We start from the raw sequence: 2,792 nt of genomic DNA on the forward strand, positions 1-2,792 counted from the left end.
CCGGGAGCGCGCCCTGCGGGCCCTCGCGGGCCGCACCCTGACAGGCGAACTGACGCCCCGGGAGCTCGCGTTCCGCGTCCACCTGCGGTTCGGGTACGAGCTGCCGCCCGCCGAGCTGGACGACGAGTACGACCTGCTCCACTACCGGAGCGACCGGACGGCCGCAGACCTGGACGCGGAGGTCCTGGCCGAGGCCCGCCGGCCGGCCGGTCAGCGCGGCGGCGGGACCAGCCCCGTCTCGTAGGCGATCACCACCAGCCGGACGCGGTCGCGGGCGCCCAGCTTGGAGCGCAGGCTGGCCACGTGCGCCTTCGCGGTGCCGGGGGTGATGTGCAGGCGCTCCGCGAGTTCGCCGTTCGTCAGGCCGCGCCCGACCAGCGCCAGCACCTCGCGCTCCCGGGCCGTGATCCCGGCCAACTCGGTTGCCTCACCGGCAGGTTCGGGACGGGCGGCGAACTCCCCGATCAGCCGGCGGACGATGCTCGGGGTGACCGGCGCGTCACCGGCGGCGGCCACCCGGACGGCCGTCAGGATCTCCTCCAGGGCGCTGTCCTTCACCAGGAAGCCGCTCGCCCCGGCCCGCAACGCGCCGTAGACGTCGGCGTCCTCGTCGAAGGTGGTCAGCACGACGACCCGGACCGCCGGGAGCTCCGCCGTGATCATCCGGGTGGCCTCGATGCCGTCCATGCCGGGCATCCGGAGGTCCATCACCACCACGTCCGGGCGCCGCTCCCGGCAGAGCAGGACCGCCTGCGCCCCGGTGCCGGCCTCCCCGACCACCTCGATGTCCGGGGCGTCGTCCATCACCATCCGCAGCCCGGCGCGCACCAGCGGCTGGTCGTCGGCCAGCACCACCCGGACGGTCACCGGGCCTCCGCGGGAACGGGCGAGCCGGCGGTGAGAGGCAGGTGCGCGGTGACCCGGAAGCCGCCCGCCGGGAGCGGGCCCGCGTCCAGCCGGCCGCCGAGCAGGGCGACCCGTTCGCGCATGCCCCGGATCCCGTAGCCGGACCCGGCCACCGGGGCGGCGGAGCCGGGGCCGTCGTCGCGGACGGTCAGCCGCAGCTCCCCGGGCCGGAAGTCGACGGTCACCTCGCAGCGGTCGGTGCCCGCGTGCCGCACCACGTTGGCCACCGACTCCTGGACGATCCGGAAGGCCGACCGGTCGACGGCCGGCGGCAGCGGCCGCCGCTCCCCGGACACCCGCACCTCCACCCGGACCCCGGCCCGCGCCGTCGTCGCGACCAGCCGCTCGAGGTCCGCCAGTCCGGCGCCGGGTGACGGCTCCGCTTCCGCCCCCGCTCCGGCCTGTGGTTCGCGGAGCAGCCCGAGCAACTGCCGCAGCCCGCGCAGGGTCTCCCGGCTGGTGGCCTCGATCGCGAGCAGCGCCTCGCGGGCCCGCTCCGGCGAGCCGTCGATGACCCGGGCGCCCGCCCCGGCCTGGATCGCGACCACCCCGATGCCGTGCGCCACCATGTCGTGCAACTCCCGTCCGATCCGCAGCCGTTCGGCCGTCACCGCCCGCGACTCGGCCTGCACCAGCAGTTCCCGCCGGTACTCCTCGCGCTGGCGGACGAACCGCCCGGCCAGCCAGGCGAACGGGACGGCCAGCGCGACGAACGCCGTCACCCCGAGGAAACCCGGTGCCAGCACCCGCCCCCAGCCGCCCTGCCGGAAGAGGTCCGTCTGCAGGGCGCCCTCCAGGACGGCCAGCGCTACCGCCCCGGCCACCAGGCCCGCGCGGCGCGCACCGGTGGCCGCGATCCGGCCCACCAGCAGGCCCACCGCCAGTACCAGCGGCCAGACCTGCCCGGTCCGCAGCCCCAGCCACGGGTACCCGGCGGTCCCGACCAGCAGCGCCGCCAGCACCGGACCCGGTCGGTGCCAGGCCCAGCGCAGCGGCACCGCCGTCGCCGCGGCCGCCACCGCCCGGCCCGGGCCCGGCGGGTCCTGCCCGACCAGCGCCACCGTGCCGCCGGACGCCGTGCCGTACAGCAGCAGAGCGACCGCGGCCGTCGCGCACCAGACCAGCGCGGTCCGGGCGCCCCGCGGCACCCGCCGCCACGGCGGGAGGGGGAAGGTCGTGCTCTCCGGCATCCGCCGATCGTAGGCGGAGCGCCGTCCGCCGGGCATCCGACCCGGGGCGTATACCCGAAGGCGGATGCCCGCCCGCGGATCCGTGCCACCGGGCCGATGCCGCGCCGCACCCCGTCCGGGCACCGTTGGCCGGGTGATCGAAGTCAACGGACTGACCAAGCGCTACGGTGACACCCTCGCCGTCAACGACCTGAGCTTCACCGTGCCGCCCGGCGAGGTGACGGGCTTCCTCGGACCGAACGGCGCGGGCAAGAGCACCACGCTGCGGATGATCCTCGGCCTGAACCGGCCCAGCTCCGGCACCGCCACCGTCGACGGGCGCCCGTTCGACCGGCGCAGCGCCGGACTGCACCACGTCGGCGCGCTGCTCGACGCAGGCGACGTGCACCCGGGCCGCAGCGCCGCCGCCCACCTGTCCGCCCTCGCCCGCAGCAACGGGCTGCCCCGCCGCCGGGTGGCGCAGGTGCTGGAGGAGGTCGGCCTGGCCGCGGTCGCGCACCGCCGGGCCGGCGGGTTCTCGCTCGGCATGCGGCAGCGGCTCGGCATCGCGACCGCGCTGCTGGGCGACCCGCCGGTGCTGATGTTCGACGAGCCGGTCAACGGGCTGGACCCGGAGGGCGTCCGGTGGGTGCGCGGCACGTTCCGGCGGCTGGCCGCCGTGGGACGCTGCGTGATTTTCTAATGTCAGATGATTAG

General features: G+C 76.8%; 2 protein-coding genes and 2 pseudogenes. 2 read left to right on the plus strand and 2 right to left on the minus strand.

The features are described from left to right. A pseudogene (locus tag ACFUEL_RS35290) lies at positions 1-244 on the plus strand (hypothetical protein); the annotation flags it as partial. Here ACFUEL_RS35290 and ACFUEL_RS35295 read toward each other — a convergent pair. Both ACFUEL_RS35295 and ACFUEL_RS35300 read right to left on the minus strand, forming a co-directional pair. Then, a complete protein-coding gene (locus ACFUEL_RS35295; protein ID WP_380241604.1) occupies positions 211-867 on the minus strand; it encodes a response regulator in 657 nt (218 codons plus the stop codon). The pseudogene ACFUEL_RS35290 and the gene ACFUEL_RS35295 sit on opposite strands and share 34 nt — an antisense overlap. Next, positions 864-2,096, minus strand: coding sequence for a sensor histidine kinase (locus ACFUEL_RS35300; RefSeq protein WP_380241606.1), 1,233 nt, complete (start codon positions 2,094-2,096; stop codon positions 864-866). The genes ACFUEL_RS35295 and ACFUEL_RS35300 overlap by 4 nt, the downstream gene beginning before the upstream one ends. 133 nt (positions 2,097-2,229) lie before the next feature. On the opposite strand from ACFUEL_RS35300, the pseudogene ACFUEL_RS35305 reads away from it, so the two are divergent. Then, positions 2,230-2,751: pseudogene (locus ACFUEL_RS35305) on the plus strand (ATP-binding cassette domain-containing protein); the annotation flags it as partial. Positions 2,752-2,792 lie beyond the last annotated feature (41 nt).

This window comes from Kitasatospora sp. NPDC057198 (assembly GCF_042670125.1).
In the GTDB taxonomy this organism is placed as follows: domain Bacteria; phylum Actinomycetota; class Actinomycetes; order Streptomycetales; family Streptomycetaceae; genus Kitasatospora.

Excerpts from the sequence above, each read along its gene's own strand:
- ACFUEL_RS35300 (WP_380241606.1), bottom strand. The coding sequence starts at position 2,096 with ATGCCGGAGAGCACGACCTTCCCCCTCCCGCCGTGGCGGCGGGTGCCG.